Source organism: Streptomyces sp. NPDC059454, assembly GCF_042749965.1.
Lineage (GTDB): Bacteria > Actinomycetota > Actinomycetes > Streptomycetales > Streptomycetaceae > Streptomyces.
Window position 1 is genome coordinate 43,089 of record NZ_JBHYVC010000049.1, and the last position, 14,794, is coordinate 57,882.

The window sequence follows — 14,794 nt, forward strand, 5'->3', positions numbered from 1 at the left end:
GCGCGTCCCGGATCCCGCCCGGGCCCGCGCCATCCGGTACGGAGGACAGGAAGAGGGATGAACCCGACAGAGGAACAGGGGAACACGCCGGCCGGCTGGCTGGTCACCGGGGCGGGCGGGATGCTCGGCCAGGACGTACTGGCCCGGCTGGCCGCGGCGGGAGAGCAGGCCACCGCCCTGGACCGGGCGGCGCTGGACCTCACGGACGCGGACGCCGTGCGGCAGGCGCTCGAACACCACCGGCCGGCCGTGGTGGTCAACTGCGCGGCCTGGACCGCCGTGGACGACGCCGAGACCCGCGAGGCCGAGGCGTTCGCGGTCAACGGCGACGGCCCGGCCCACCTGGCGGCCGCCTGCGCCCGCACCGGTGCCGTCCTGCTCCACGTCTCCACCGACTACGTCTTCGCGGGCGACGCCGCGACGCCGTACGCCGAGGACGCTCCCACCGCGCCGCGCAGCGCCTACGGCCGCACCAAGCTGGCCGGCGAGCAGGCCGTCCTGAAGACACTCCCCGACAGCGGCTACGTCGTGCGCACCGCCTGGCTGTACGGAGCGGGCGGAGGCAACTTCGTCCGTACGATGATCAAGCTGGAAGGTCTCAAGGACACCCTCGACGTCGTCGACGACCAGCGCGGACAGCCCACCTGGAGCGCCGACCTGGCCGGTCTGCTGCTCGAGTTGGGGCGCGGAGCCCTGGCCGGTACCGCCCCGGCGGGCGTCTACCACGGCACCAGCTCCGGCGAGACCACCTGGTACGGCCTCACCCGCGAGATCTTCCGCCTGCTCGGCACCGATCCGGACCGGGTCCGCCCCACCACCAGCGAGGCGTTCGTCCGCCCCGCCCCCCGTCCGGCCTACAGCGTGCTCGGCCACGAGCGCTTCGCCGCGGCCGGCATGGAGCCGCTGCGCGACTGGCGCGCTGCCCTCACCGAGGCGTTCCCGGAGATCCACCGGATCCACCAGAAGGAGAACCCGGCGTGACAGTCAAGGTCAGCGTCGTCATCGCGGTCTACAACCCGGGCAAGTACGTCGAGGACTGCGTCAACGGTCTGCTGCGGCAGAGCCTCGCCCCGGACGAGTTCGAGGTCTTCTTCGTCGACGACGGCTCCACCGACGAGACCCCCGCCCGGCTGGACGAACTGGCGGCCGAGCACCCCCACTTCCACGTCGTCCACCAAGAGGCCTCCGGCTGGTCCGGCAAACCCCGCAACACCGGCATCGACGCGGCCAGGGGCGAGTACGTCATGTTCGTCGACCACGACGACTGGCTCGGCGACGAGGCCCTGGAGCGGATGTACGACTACGGCAGGGCGAACGACGCCGACGTGGTCGTGGGCAAGATGGCGGGCATCGGCCGCCCGGTCCCGCAGGAGCTGTTCCGGGTCAACCGGCCGCGCGCGACGGTGGAGAACGCGCCGCTGATCGACAGCCTCACCCCGCACAAGATGTTCCGGCGGGAGTTCCTCCGGCAGCACGACATGCGCTTCAAGGAGGGCCGCCGCCGGCTGGAGGACCACGTCTTCGTCGTCGAGGCCTACCTGCGGGCGAAGAGCGTCGCCGTCCTGGGCGACTACCTGTGCTACTACCACATCACCCGCGACGACGGCTCCAACGCCGGCTTCCAGCGCTTCGACCCGGCCGGCTACTTCACCAACCTCCGTGAGGCCCTCGACGTGGTCGAGGAGCTCACCGAGCCCGGCCCGCTGCGCGACAAACTGTTCAGCCGCTGGCTGCGCAACGAGATGGTCGAGCGGCTGCGCGGCAACCGGCTGCTCAAGCTCCCCGAGGACTACGCCGAGGAGCTGTACCGCGAGATCCGCGGTGTGATCACCGAGCGTTTCGGGCCGGGCGTGTTCGCGAAGGTCGCCCCCACCCAGCGGGTGGTGGCCGGACTGATCGCCGCCGACCTCTACGAGGACGTCCGCGCCCTCGCCCGCTGGGAGGCCGGGATCAGGCCCACCGGCACCCTGTCCTCCCTGACCTGGGAGGACGGCGTCCTGAACATCGGCTTCACCTCCGAGTACCAGGTCGACGGCGAGCCGATGACCTTCCGCCGGGAGGGCGAGCGCGACCTGCTCGGCCTGCCGCTGTCCGACAAGGCGCTCGAGGCGCTGGCCGGCCAGGACATCACCCTGGAGGCCCCGGTCGACAGGAGCGGCGTGGACCTGGTGGTCCGCCACCGGGAGGACGCCAGGCAGTTCTACCTCCCGGTCGAGTGCGAGCCGCACCGCCTGGACGCGGGGGAGGGCTCCTTCCGCCAGCGGATCACCGCGCGCGCCGTCCTCGACCCGGAGACGGCGGCCGCGGGCGCGCCCTTGGAGAAGGGCCTCTGGGACCTGCACCTGCGCATCAAGTCCTGCGGCTGGAGCAAGGAGACGCGGCTCGGCGCGGTGCGCGGCGAGGACGTGGAGGCCGGACGGCTGGCCGCGCTCACCGGTGAGCCGAGGCGGCTGGTGCTGCCGTACTGGACCGACGGGCCGGGCAACCTCTCCCTCGACGTCGACCAGCACACCAACAAGCTGGAGCGCGAGGCGGTGGCCCGGATGGACCCGGCCGGGGCCGTGGTCGAGGGCTCGGCCGTACGGCTGCCGCTGCCGCTGCACGTCGCGGTGGACGCCGGTGACCCGGTACAGCTCCGCTTCGAACGCAAGAACGTGGGCAAGTACCCGGCCGAAGCCGTGGTGGACGGCCGTACCGTGAGCGCCACGCTGCCGCTGGAGAAGCTCACCGGGAAGCGCTGGGCGGTCCGCATCGGGGTGCCGTCCGCCGGTCGCGGCGAGGCGAAGTGGACCCGGCTCCCGGTCGACGTGGTGGTCGCCGCCGACGGCACCGCCCGGGTGATCGACCGGCACACCCCGCCGGCCAAGCCCGCCGGCCGGAAGCCGGCACCGGCCCGCCCCCTGTGGCGCCGGGTCGCCGGCCGCGTCAAGCGCGCACTGACGAACGAGAAGAAGAGCTGAGGACGGACCCTTCCATGCGACCCCTTTCCCTCTCCGGTGCCTGGGTGCACGAGCCGAAGATCTTCCCCGACGGCCGGGGCAGCTTCCACGAGTGGTTCAAGGCCCCGGTCTTCACCGAGGCGGCGGGCCACCCGCTCACGCTCGCCCAGGCCAACATGTCCGTCTCCAGCCGGGGCACCCTGCGCGGCATCCACTTCGCCGACGTGCCGCCCGGCCAGGCCAAGTACGTCAAGTGCGTGCGCGGCGCGGTCCTCGACGTGATCGTGGACATCCGGACCGGCTCGCCCACCTTCGGCCAGTGGGAGGCGGTCCGCCTGGACGACCGGGACCACCACGCGGTCTACCTCTCCGAGGGCCTCGGCCACGGCTTCATGGCGCTCACCGACGACGCCACCGTCGTCTACCTCTGCTCCGAGGGCTACGCCCCCGAGCGCGAGCACGGCATCCATCCCCTGGACCCGGCCCTCGGCATCGACTGGCCCGCCGACCTCACCCCGCTTCTCTCCGCCAAGGACGAGCAGGCTCCCACCCTGGCCGAGGCCCGGGACCAGGGCCTCCTCCCCTCCTACGAGGCGTGCGTCGCCTACCGGGAGGGCCTCGGCGGCTGAACCCGTCCGGGCCGGGCCGGCCCTCCCCGCGGAGGGCCGGTTTGACCCGTTCGGCCACGGCCCCGTAACCTTGACTGTCGGCGTGTCCATCTGGGCCGCCACATTCCCGTAAACCTCTTCCTTCCGGGTGCCGCGGTGCCTGGGAGAGGTCGTCCGTGTTCATGGCCGGGCGGCTGGCCTGCGGGGGTGCCGTTCTTCGAGTGAGAGTGAGATCCGCGTGTACGCCATCGTGCGCAGCGGTGGTCGCCAGCACAAGGTTGCTGTCGGCGACATCGTTGAGGTTGACAAGATTTCCACCGCCAAGGTGGGCGACACGGTCGAGCTCTCGACCCTGCTCGTCGTCGACGGCGACGCCGTGACCAGCGACCCGTGGGTGCTGGCCGGCATCAAGGTCCAGGCCGAGGTCGTGGACCACCACAAGGGCCAGAAGATCGACATTCTGCGCTACAAGAACAAGACCGGCTACCGCCGTCGTCAGGGCCACCGCCAGCAGTACACGGCGATCAAGGTCACTGAGATCCCCGCGGCTGCGAAGTAAGGGACTGAGGAGACATGGCACACAAGAAGGGCGCATCGTCCACCCGGAACGGTCGCGACTCGAACGCCCAGCGGCTCGGTGTGAAGCGCTTCGGCGGTCAGGCCGTCAACGCGGGTGAGATCCTGGTCCGCCAGCGCGGCACCCACTTCCACCCGGGCGCCGGCGTCGGCCGTGGTGGCGACGACACGCTGTTCGCCCTGCAGGCCGGTGCGGTGCAGTTCGGCACCCACCGTGGCCGCAAGGTCGTGAACATCGTTCCGGTCGCCTGACCGGAAGCTTTCGCGAGGCGGACCTCACTTCCCTCACGGGAAGCGGGTCCGCCTTTCGCGTGTTGGGCAAGAGACAACCCCGTAGTAACTGGAGGCACATCCCATGACCACCTTCGTGGACCGCGTCGAGCTGCACGTCGCCGCGGGTAGCGGAGGCCACGGCTGTGCCTCCGTCCACCGTGAGAAGTTCAAGCCGCTCGGCGGTCCCGACGGCGGGAACGGCGGACGTGGCGGCGACGTGATCCTCACCGTCGACCAGTCCGTGACGACCCTCCTCGACTACCACCACTCCCCGCACCGCAAGGCCACCAACGGCAAGCCCGGCGAGGGCGGCAACCGCAGCGGCAAGGACGGGCAGGACCTGGTCCTGCCCGTGCCGGACGGGACCGTCGTCCTGGACAAGGCGGGCAACGTGCTCGCGGACCTGGTCGGGCACGGGACGTCGTACGTCGCCGCCCAGGGCGGACGCGGCGGGCTCGGCAACGCCGCCCTCGCCTCCGCGCGCCGCAAGGCCCCCGGGTTCGCGCTGCTCGGTGAGCCGGGGGACTTCCAGGACATCGTCCTGGAGCTCAAGACCGTCGCCGACGTGGCGCTGGTCGGCTACCCGAGCGCCGGCAAGTCGTCGCTGATCTCCGTGCTCAGCGCCGCCAGGCCGAAGATCGCCGACTACCCCTTCACCACCCTCGTCCCGAACCTCGGTGTCGTCACCGCCGGGTCGACCGTCTACACCGTCGCCGACGTGCCCGGCCTCATCCCCGGGGCCAGCCAGGGCAGGGGGCTCGGTCTGGAGTTCCTGCGGCACGTCGAGCGGTGCAGTGTGCTCGTGCACGTGCTGGACACCGCCACGCTGGAGTCCGAGCGCGACCCCGTCTCCGACCTCGACATCATCGAGGAGGAGCTGCGGCAGTACGGCGGTCTCGGCGACCGTCCCCGCATCGTCGTCCTCAACAAGATCGACGTCCCCGACGGCAAGGACCTCGCCGAGATGGTGCGCCCCGACCTGGAAGCACGCGGCTACCGCGTCTTCGAGGTGTCGGCCGTCGCCCACATGGGGCTGAGGGAGCTGTCGTTCGCGCTCGCCGAGCTGGTGGCCCAGGGACGGGCCGCCAAGCCCAAGGAGGAGGCGACGCGGATCGTCATCCGGCCCAAGGCCGTGGACGACGCCGGCTTCACCGTCACCCGCGAGGAGATCGACGGTGATCTGCTGTTCCGCGTGCGCGGCGAGAAGCCCGAACGCTGGGTCCGCCAGACCGACTTCAACAACGACGAGGCCGTCGGCTACCTCGCCGACCGGCTCAACCGCCTCGGTGTCGAGACGGAGTTGATGAAGGCCGGTGCCCGGTCCGGTGACGGCGTCGCCATCGGTCCCGAGGACAACGCGGTCGTCTTCGACTGGGAGCCGACCGTCATGGCCGGCGCGGAGATGCTCGGCCGGCGCGGCGAGGACCACCGCTTGGAGGCACCCCGCCCGGCCGCCCAGCGACGGCGCGACCGGGAGGCCGAGCGGGACGACGTCGACCGGGAGTACGACGACTTCGAGCCGTTCTAGCCGGTGCGGTGACGGCGGTGAGGTCGCGGTGAACACCCGGGCGGCCGACGGGTGTTCCGGCCGGTCGCACTGAACGGCGGCCCGGCCGGTTCCACCACGGGGCGCCCGCCGTGGCCGCGCCTTCCCCACGCCGCAGGAACCTCGCCCGCCCCACCCGGATCGCGCCCGCGACCGGTGGGGCGTTCGTCGTCGCCGGCACCCTCGCGGTGCCCGGCGCGTACGCGGCGCCCGCCCGGGAGCCGGCCGCCGGCACCACCCGGCCGCGCGACGGCTTCGACGGCGACGGGCGCGCCGGGGGAGAAATCCGGCCCGGGTCGGTGTGGTGCTTCCGCTCCTCCCCGACGTCCGTCGCGGGCGGCGCCGGGAGCTTCGGTGCGGGCGCCCTCGGCACGGTGGCGGCCGGGCACCGCCTTCGCCGGCTGACCCGTACGGGCTCCGACGGCCGTCGCCCGCCGCTCACCTGACGGACCCGTCGTGGCAACGGGATGTTCCCGTGCCGCGGCGGGTTTCCCGTTGTCCCCCTGCTTGTCATGCACGCGAACCACGGTGTTCAGCGTCCGGACCGCCCGGACCGCGAGCTTCCCAGTGTCCGAGTGCCAGACGAGGCAGGGGAGTTCGCCGATGACCGGAGCAGTTCAGCCCGACCGCCGCCGCGTCCTGACCGCCGGTGCCGCCGTGCTCGGCGCCGCCGCCTCCGCCCAGCTGTGGCTGCCCGCCACCGCGCACGCGGCCGGGACAAGACTGCCCGACGGCGTGTTCAGCCTGGGCGTTGCCTCCGGCGACCCGCTGCCCGACGGGGTCGTCCTGTGGACCCGGCTCGCCCCGGACCCGCTGAACGGCGGCGGCATGCCCGACCGCACCGTCTTCGTGGAGTGGCAGGTGGCCCGGGACGCCCGCTTCAAGAAGATCGTCCGCCGGGGTGTCGCCCCGGCCCGGAGCACGTACGGGCACAGTGTCCACGTGGACGTACGCGGGCTGCGCCCGGATACCACGTACTGGTTCCGCTTCCGCGCCGGCGGGCAGCTCTCGCGCGTCGGCCGCACCCGCACCGCGCCCGCCCCGCACAGTTCCGGCGGCCGGCTGAAGGTCGCGCTCGCCTCCTGCCAGAACTGGCAGCACGGCTACTTCACCCCGTACGCCGACATGCTGGACCAGGACCCGGACGTCGTGGTGTTCGTCGGCGACTACATCTACGAGTCCACCCCCTCGGCGACCGGCGTACGCCGCCACGAGGGCAGCGGTGAGCCGTACAGCCTCACCCAGTACCGCAACCGGTACGCCCAGTACCGCTCCGACCCGGACCTCGCGGCGATGCACGCGAACGCCCCCTTCGTGGTCACCTTCGACGACCACGAGGTCGACAACGACTTCGCCGGCGAGATCCCGCAGGACCCCGACAAGCAGGCGCACGACCCGTTCGTCGCCCGCCTGACGGCCGCCTACCAGGCGTACTACGAGCACATGCCGGTCCGCGCCACCGCCGTACCCGACGGCCCGCGCATCCGTATGCACCGCCGGCTGGACTTCGGCCGGCTCGCCCGGCTCAACGTGCTGGACACCCGCCAGTACCGCAGTGACCAGGCCACCAGCCAGGAAGGCGCCCAGGACCCGTCGCTGACCATGCTCGGGGCCGCGCAGAAGCGCTGGCTGATCGACGGGCTGCGACACTCGCCCGCCCGCTGGAACCTGATCGCCTCCCAGATCATGATGGCCGAGACCGACCTCCAGGTCGGCGAGGGCAAGCTCTGGTTCTACGACGCCTGGGACGGCTACCAGGCCGAACGCAACGCGCTGCTCCAGGAGTTCCGGCGGGTGAGCAACCCGGTCGTGCTCACCGGCGACCGCCATCTGACGATGATCAGCGACCTCAAGGCGGACTTCGCCGACCCGAAGTCGGCGGTCGTGGGCGCCGAGTTCGTCGGCACCTCCATCTCCAGCAACGGCGACCAGGACCAGGCCGCGTTCCGCGCGCAGTGGGACCCGCGGCGCGCGGACAACCCGCACTGGAAGCTGCTCGACGCCCACCGCGGCTACCACCTGTTCGACATCCGCCAAGGCGGCATCGACGCGCGCGTGCGGGTGGTGGACACCGTGGTGAAGCCGCGGGCCACGCCCAGCACGCTGGCCAGGCTCCGGGTGGAGGCCGGCCGCCCCGGAGTGCACCTGGTCTGACGACCGCGGCCCGACGGGAGGAGCCAGGCACTCAGGCGGGTCCCAGGCTCCTCTCACGGCATCCTCAGCGAGCCGTCCTACCGTGCCTCGGCATGGACACGGACTGTACGAGAGAAGAACGCCTGCCCCCCGCCCTGCCCGCCGGTACCCGCCTGCTGCACATAGGTCCGCACAAAACCGGCACCACCGCCGTCCAGGGCGCGCTGTTCGCCGCGAAGGAGGAGATGGCACGGCACGGCGTCGACTTCCCGGCGCACAGCCGGCACCCGATCGAGGCCGTCCTCGCCGCCTGCGCCCGGCCCGCGATGATGGGGGACACCGTCCCCACCGAGAAGCACTGGCAGCGGCTGCTGGACCGGGTGCGGGCCACCGGGGAGCGCACCTGTGTGATCAGCAGCGAGTTCTTCGCCGACGCCGAGGACGGGGCGACCGTCGCCCGGATCGTCGAGCAGCTCGACGGCGGCCGCGTGCACGTCCTGGTCACCCTGCGGCCCCTGGCGCGGATCATGCCCTCGCAGTGGCAGCAGTACGTGCAGAACGGGCTGCGGCTGGGCTACGAGCCGTGGCTGGAGCACATGCTCCGCCGGCCCCCGTACGACAAGCCCACCCCCAGTTTCTGGCGTCGGCACCGGCACGACCGGCTGGTCGAGCGGTGGGCCGGGGCGACCGGCCCCGACCGGGTGACCGTCGTCGTGGTCGACGACCGTGACCGGGACGCGCTGATGCGCACCTTCGAGGCCCTCCTGGGACTGCCCGGAGGGCTGCTGCGGCCGGTTCCGGAGACCGCGAACCGTTCCCTCACCCTCGCCGAGACCGAAATGCTGCGGAATCTTAACCAGGAATTCCGCGGGAATGAGCTTCCGGAAGAGCTCTATTCGAGGCTGGTGCGGCACGGCGCGATCGCGCATATGAAGAACGCGTGCAGTCCCGCCCCGCAGGACGTGAAGATCCGCACTCCGCGATGGGCCCTGGAGGCCGCCGCCGGGATCGGCGCCGAGACGGCCGCGCGGATCGGTTCCATGGGCGTACGGGTCCTCGGCGGCCCGGAGTCGCTGTCCCGCGTGCCGGCGTCCGGGGAGCCGGCGGGTGAGCCGCGGCTCGCTCCCGAGACGGCCGCGCAGGCCCTGTTCGGGATGCTCACCACGGTCGCCGCGACGAGCGGCACCGACAAGGGGCGTACCGTTCACCGGACATCGTCGAAGGAACTCGTGAAGGTCCTCGGTCACCGCTGTCCGAAACGGCTGCTCCTGCGCTGAGCCGACCGGGTGGTGTCACGCCTGTCACGTACAGCAATGACATAACTCCTGTGGAGTTACTCACAACAATTCGTGATGCGCCCCGGGAACCCTCGCGGGGTGCCAGGAGTCCTAGGTGAATGACAGGTTGCGCGCACATATGCGGCAGAGGTCGCTCACCTTGCACTGCGGTAACCACAAGTGGGACCATTTCGGAGTTCCCTGTCGCCCCAAGGTAGGTCACCTGTGTCCCAGCACATAGCCAAGCCCCGTACCACCGCAGTGATCCTGGCCGGCGGCACCGGTCAGCGGGTGGGTCTGTCGATCCCCAAGCAGCTGCTGAAGATCGCCGGCAAGGCAGTCATCGAGCACACCCTGACCACCTTCGAGAAGGCCGACTCGATCGACGACATCATCGTGCTGATGGCGCCGGGATACGTGCCCGACATCGAGAAGATCGTCGCCAAGGCCGGGTTCACGAAGGTCGCCAAGGTCATCGAGGGCGGCTCGACCCGGAACGAGACCACCGAGCGCGCCATCGCCGCGCTCGGCGAGGGCCTGGCCGAGGGCGAGGACCGCAACGTCCTCTTCCACGACGCCGTGCGCCCCCTGCTGTCGCAGCGCGTCATCGACGACTGCGTGACCGCGCTGGAGCGCTACCAGGCCGTCGACGTGGCCATCCCGTCCGCCGACACCATCATCGTCACGCGCACGCACGGCGAGGACGGCGAGTTCATCACGGAGATCCCGGACCGCGCCCGGCTGCGCCGCGGCCAGACCCCGCAGGCCTTCAAGCTGTCCACCATCCGCCGCGCCTACGAGGTCGCCGCCGGCGACCCCAACTTCCAGGCCACGGACGACTGCTCGGTCGTGCTCAAGTACCTCCCCGACGTGCCGATCCACGTCGTGGCGGGCGACGAGTACAACATGAAGGTCACCCAGCCCGTCGACGTCTTCATCGCCGACAAGCTCTTCCAGCTCGCCTCCACCGCCACGCCCGAGCAGGTCTCCGAGGAGGCCTACCGCGAACTGCTCACCGGCAGGACGATGGTGGTCTTCGGCGGTTCGTACGGCATCGGCAAGGACATCGCCGAGCTCGCCGAGTCCTACGGCGCCACCGTCTACGCGCTGGGCCGCTCCACCACCGGCACCCACGTGGAGAACCCGGAGGAGGTCGACGACGCGCTGTCCAAGGCGTACGCCGAGACCGGCCGCATCGACTACGTCGTCAACACCGCGGGCGTGCTGCGCATCGGCAAGCTCGCCGAGACCGACAACGCCACCATCGAGGAGGCGCTGAAGGTCAACTACCTGGCCCCGGTGCAGATCGCCCGCTCGGCCTACAAGTACCTCGCCGAGACCAACGGCCAGCTGCTGCTGTACACCTCCAGCAGCTACACCCGCGGGCGCGCCGAGTACAGCCTGTACTCCTCGACCAAGGCCGCGATGGTGAACCTCACCCAGGCCCTGTCCGACGAGTGGGCCGGCGACGGCGTCCGGGTGAACTGCATCAACCCGGAGCGCACCGCCACGCCGATGCGCACCAAGGCCTTCGGGCAGGAGCCGGCGAGCAGTCTGCTCTCCTCCGAGGCGGTGGCCCGGACCTCGCTGGACGTGCTGTTGTCCGAGCTCACCGGCCATGTCATCGACGTGCGGCAGCAGGATCCGACGGCGGGCGCGGCGCGGGCCACCGGATTCGAGCAGGCGCTGGCCGCGGTGCTGGACCGTCAGGACGGCGTGTAATAATTGCCGCCAAATAATCTTCCGTAATTCAGGCCTCTGCGGCCTCCTGTTCACGTGGTCGGTCGACGGGAGTTCGCGGGGGCCTGAATCCGTACCTCCCGCATTGCGCACAGGCACAAAACCGGCACTCCCCCCTCCAAGAGCAGGTTATTCGTGATATCCACCGCTATTCGCGTCGCCCGGGTGGGCAGCGCGGCCGAGCTGGCCGCGGCGGTCCTCATGGTGCTGGGCTTCCCCTGCCTCATGCTGGCCGCGCTCGTCCCGAGCATCCCCGCCTTCGCGGCAGCGGCCGCCGTGACGTACCTGGCGGACCACTATCTGCACCGCAAGGGCAGCTACCTGGTCAACCGCCTCAGCAAGGTGCGGGCCGGCCTGTCGATCCGCTTCCTGATCCGACAGCTGCTGCTGATCCTGCTGCTGGCCCGCCTGTCCCTCGCGGACAACCTGATCTACTACGGGGCGATCGCCTGCTTCATCGCCTTCTACGGTCTTCAGGCCCCGCACGGCGCGCTCACCACGCTGATCCGCAACCGCCGCCGGATGCCGGTCGCCACCCGCAACGTCGACCTGGCCTCCCGCATCCGCATCCCGGACGCGCCGCCGCGCGCGCTGCTGAACCGCGCCGCGGAGAAGATGCTCCACCTCGACCTCGCGGCGGTCGTCGGCATACTCGTCGGCGCCTCCCTGGAGTCGGCCGCCGTCGGCTACATCGGCATCGGCGTCACGGTGGCCGCGGGCACCCTGTACGTCCTCGCCCTGCTGCCCTACGTGCGCGGCCGGAAGACCCCGCCGGCCCCGGGGGCGGTGCTGGACGCGATCGACGGCTGGCTGCGCGAGTACCGCCCGGAGACCGTGCTGTACTTCTCCGGCTCCAAGGACTCCGCGTACCAGGTCAACATGTGGCTGGAGACGATGGAGCAGCTGGACACCCGTCCGCTGGTCGTCCTGCGCGAGCGGGTCATCCTGCAGAACCTGGCGCCCACCACGGTCCCCGTCGTCTGCGTGCCCGGAGGGGTGCACCTGATGAACATGGACCTGTCCACGGTGCGGGTCGCGCTGTACGCGGCGAACGTCGGCAAGAACATCCACATGCTGCGCGTGCCGACCATGAAGCACGTCTTCATCGGCCACGGCGACAGCGACAAGCTCGCCAGCGTCAACCCGTACAGCAAGGTCTACGACGAGGTGTGGACGGCCGGCCGCGCGGGCCGCGACCGCTACGCCATCGCCGACGTCGGTGTCCGCGACGACGACATCGTCGAGGTCGGCCGCCCGCAGCTGGCCCCGATCCGGACCTGGCAGGGCGTCCCCGGCGACCGCATGCCGACGGTCCTGTACGCCCCCACCTGGGAGGGCTGGGACGACAACCCTGGCAACACCTCGATCCTGCTGGCCGGCGAGAACATCGTGAAGAAGCTGGTCGAGGCCGACCCCGCGGTGCGGGTCCTGTACAAGCCGCATCCCTTCACCGGCACCCGCAGCGCGAAGGCGAAGGCCGCCCACCAGCGGATCACCGCGCTGATCGAGAAGGCCGCCGCAGCGCGCGCGGCCGACCCGCGCTTCACCGCCGACACCGCCGCCCGGGCCGGGGCCGGGGCCGAGCTGGAGCGCATCGAGGCCCGGCTGGCCGAACTGTCCGGCGGCAGCGAGAAGGGCGACGAGGCCGAGGTCTCCCGTGACGGAGTGGCCGACGTGGCCCGGCACGAGGAGACCGCCCGGCTGCGCGCCGAGTGGAACGCCGCGTACTGGCGCTCCTTCCCCGACTGGGAGCACCGCGTCATCACGGGCGCCGAGCCGCGGCTGTACGACTGCTTCAACGTCTCCGACGCGATGGTCTCCGACATCTCCAGCGTGGTCTCCGACTTCATCGCCAGCGGCAAGCCGTACGCCGTCACGGACTCCGCCGAGCTGGGCGTGGAGGAGTTCAAGCGGCAGAACACGGCGGTGCGTGCCGCGGTGATCCTGTCCAACGACGCGAACGAGCTCGGCGGGCTGCTCGACGCGGTCCGCGACCCGGCCGCCGACCCGCTGGCCGGGGACCGGGGGGAGCTCAAGCGCTATCTGCTCGGCCCGGACGAGCCGAAGTCCATCGACCGGTTCAACACCGCGGTCGCCCGGCTCGCGCTGAAGGCCGAGACGCGCAACCTCGGCCAGGAGTCCCGTATCGCCACCGGCGGTCCCGACGTGGAGCTGGCGGACGCGGTGCCCGTGCCGCGGACGTCGGCGGCCGGTGAGACGGACGGCGTCGACGCCGGCTGACCGGCCGGGCGGACCCAACAGGGCTCGGCCCCCGAGGAGTTGATCCTCGGGGGCCGAGCCCTTTCGGGTGCCGGACGGGACGTCGGCGACCCTGTGACGTGGACCACTGAAACGGGTGTCCGACGCAACCCCTTGCCTCGAACAGCCGTCTAACAAGTAAAGAATGAGGCGATACGGGGGGAACATCCCGTGGCGAGGGGGAAAGTGACCATGGCGCAGCCTGATGTCACCGTGGTTATCGGGGCGTACGAGGCGATGCCGTACCTGGTCGAGTGCCTCGCCTCCGTGGAGGCGCAGACCATCGCCCCGGAGCGCGTCGAGGTCATCGCGGTCGACGACGGCTCGACCGACGGCACGGGGGAGTGCCTGGAGGAGTTCGCGGCCCGCGCGCCCATGGCGGTCACCGTGCTCCGGCAGGAGAACTCGGGCGGCCCCAGCGGCCCGCGCAACGTGGGCCTGGGCAAGGCCGCCGGGCGCTACGTCTTCTTCCTGGACGCCGACGACCGGCTGGGCCCCGAGGCCCTCGAGCGGATGGTCTCCATGGCCGACCGGGCCGGCACCGATGTCGTGCTGGGCCGGATCGAGGGCGTCAACCGGGGCGCGCCGAAGTCCATGTGGGGCAAGACGCTGGAGCGTACCGACGTCTACTCCTCCAACATCAAGTTCACGCTCAGCGCGCAGAAGCTGTTCCGCCGCGCGTTACTCGACCGGTACGGCATACGGTTCGACGAGTCCCTGTTCACCGGCGAGGACGCGCTGTTCACCATGGAGGCCTATCTGCGGGCCGACGGCGTCTCCGTGATCGCCGACTACACCTGCTACTACCTGGTGGGCCGCGACGACGGCAAGCACGTCACCAAGAGCGGCGGCTACGCCCTGCGGTTCGACTCCGCCCGCGCCCTGATGAACCTGATCGCCGACCTCGTCCCCGAGGGCCCCCGCCGCGACCTGCTCATGGTGCGGCCCTTCACCGTCACCCTGCTGCCCCAGTTCGGCCCCCGGTTCCTCAAGGACACCGACGACGTCCGGCGGCGCAAACTGGAGCTGGCGCGGCCGCTGATGGACGTCCACTGGACCGAGGGCGTCGCCCGGCGGCTGAAGACCGAGGAGCGGCTGCGGCTGCACCTGGTGGCCGAGCAGCGGCTGGAACTCCTCACGGACGTCCTGCGGTTCGTCCGGGAGAAGAAGCAGCCGCAGGCCCTGCTGGAGCGGCGGGGCCGCCGCGTCTACCTCGCCTACCCGCACTTCCGTGACCGCGCGGCCGGCATCCCCGACTCCGTGTACCTGGCCTCCCCGCGCGAGGCCCGCGCGGTCCCCGGTCACCGCGCGGGCGGCACGGGCTCCCTGCTGCGCCGCGCCGTCCGCAAGGCCCGCCGCCTGCTGACCCCGGCGGCCTGAACCTCTCTCGCCCCGCCGCCCCAGACCCCGCTCCTCAAACGCCGGAGGGGCTGATTCCAGCCC

Annotated in this window: 12 protein-coding genes; all 12 read left to right on the top strand. The window is 71.3% G+C overall.

Going from position 1 to position 14,794, the window contains the following annotated elements; all coding sequences use genetic code 11:
• Nucleotides 1-57 precede the first annotated feature (57 nt).
• The 12 genes from rfbD (at nt 58) to ACFXAE_RS26895 (ending at nt 14,731) form a co-directional block, all read left to right on the top strand.
• Nucleotides 58-981: a dTDP-4-dehydrorhamnose reductase gene (gene rfbD / locus ACFXAE_RS26840; protein ID WP_384719312.1), complete on the top strand. Its 924-nt coding sequence runs from the start codon at nt 58-60 to the stop codon at nt 979-981.
• Nucleotides 978-2,960: a glycosyltransferase family 2 protein gene (locus ACFXAE_RS26845; protein WP_384719314.1), complete on the top strand. Its 1,983-nt coding sequence runs from the start codon at nt 978-980 to the stop codon at nt 2,958-2,960. Before rfbD ends, ACFXAE_RS26845 begins: the two co-directional genes overlap by 4 nt.
• A 14-nt stretch (nt 2,961-2,974) precedes the next feature.
• Nucleotides 2,975-3,568 carry a dTDP-4-dehydrorhamnose 3,5-epimerase gene (gene rfbC, locus ACFXAE_RS26850; protein ID WP_384719315.1) on the top strand — a complete coding sequence of 198 codons (594 nt, stop codon included), beginning with the start codon at nt 2,975-2,977 and terminating at the stop codon, nt 3,566-3,568.
• A gap of 217 nt (nt 3,569-3,785) precedes the next feature.
• Nucleotides 3,786-4,106: a 50S ribosomal protein L21 gene (rplU, locus tag ACFXAE_RS26855; protein ID WP_004931419.1), complete on the top strand. Its 321-nt coding sequence runs from the start codon at nt 3,786-3,788 to the stop codon at nt 4,104-4,106.
• Nucleotides 4,107-4,120: 14 nt separating this feature from the next.
• Complete coding sequence (rpmA, locus tag ACFXAE_RS26860) at nt 4,121-4,375, top strand: 50S ribosomal protein L27 (protein WP_003976205.1); 255 nt, start codon at nt 4,121-4,123, stop codon at nt 4,373-4,375.
• 103 nt (nt 4,376-4,478) lie between these two features.
• Entirely contained in the window at nt 4,479-5,924 is a 1,446-nt protein-coding gene (gene obgE / locus ACFXAE_RS26865; protein WP_384719317.1) for a GTPase ObgE, read from the top strand.
• 110 nt (nt 5,925-6,034) lie between these two features.
• Nucleotides 6,035-6,388: a hypothetical protein gene (locus ACFXAE_RS26870; protein ID WP_384719319.1), complete on the top strand. Its 354-nt coding sequence runs from the start codon at nt 6,035-6,037 to the stop codon at nt 6,386-6,388.
• Between the two features lie 157 nt (nt 6,389-6,545).
• Nucleotides 6,546-8,096, top strand: coding sequence for an alkaline phosphatase D family protein (locus ACFXAE_RS26875; RefSeq protein ID WP_384719321.1), 1,551 nt, complete (start codon nt 6,546-6,548; stop codon nt 8,094-8,096).
• A 92-nt stretch (nt 8,097-8,188) separates the two neighbouring features.
• Nucleotides 8,189-9,352: a hypothetical protein gene (locus ACFXAE_RS26880; protein ID WP_384719323.1), complete on the top strand. Its 1,164-nt coding sequence runs from the start codon at nt 8,189-8,191 to the stop codon at nt 9,350-9,352.
• 225 nt (nt 9,353-9,577) lie between these two features.
• On the top strand, nt 9,578-11,074 hold the full coding sequence (locus ACFXAE_RS26885; protein ID WP_384719325.1) for a D-ribitol-5-phosphate cytidylyltransferase: 1,497 nt from the start codon (nt 9,578-9,580) through the stop codon (nt 11,072-11,074).
• A gap of 183 nt (nt 11,075-11,257) precedes the next feature.
• Entirely contained in the window at nt 11,258-13,333 is a 2,076-nt protein-coding gene (locus tag ACFXAE_RS26890) for a hypothetical protein (protein WP_384719327.1), read from the top strand.
• Nucleotides 13,334-13,537: 204 nt separating this feature from the next.
• Nucleotides 13,538-14,731 (top strand): glycosyltransferase family 2 protein, encoded by a 1,194-nt coding sequence (locus ACFXAE_RS26895; protein ID WP_384719329.1) that lies wholly within the window; start codon nt 13,538-13,540, stop codon nt 14,729-14,731.
• The last annotated feature ends 63 nt before the right edge of the window (nt 14,732-14,794 follow it).